The 248-nt window shown below is 67.3% G+C and carries 1 protein-coding gene; it reads left to right on the forward strand.

What is annotated here, in order from left to right; all coding sequences use genetic code 11:
• Nucleotides 1-16: 16 nt before the first annotated feature.
• Nucleotides 17-248 (forward strand): FAD-dependent oxidoreductase (locus IO24_RS0140195; RefSeq protein WP_234335466.1); only part of this gene is annotated, 232 nt, incomplete at its 3' end.

Genomic DNA, 248 nt, shown 5'->3' on the forward strand with positions numbered 1-248 from the left:
CAAGACCCACGAGATCATGTCCGGCCGTCTCGGGCTCGAGACCCGCCTGGTTCCCCAGAGCGAACTCCATACCGAGATCGGCTCCGACTCGTACCACGGTGCGATGGTCGAGACCAGGAGCGCGGGGCTGCACGTCGGCAAGTTCACCAAGGGGCTTGCCGAGGCGGCCGCGCGGCTCGGTGTCACCATCCACGAGCAGGCACCGGTCGAGCAGATCGACAGGCTGGGTGGCACGAAGCATCGGCTGG

It is taken from the genome of Streptomyces flavovariabilis, from assembly GCF_000725785.1.
GTDB classification, from domain to species: domain Bacteria; phylum Actinomycetota; class Actinomycetes; order Streptomycetales; family Streptomycetaceae; genus Streptomyces; species Streptomyces hawaiiensis.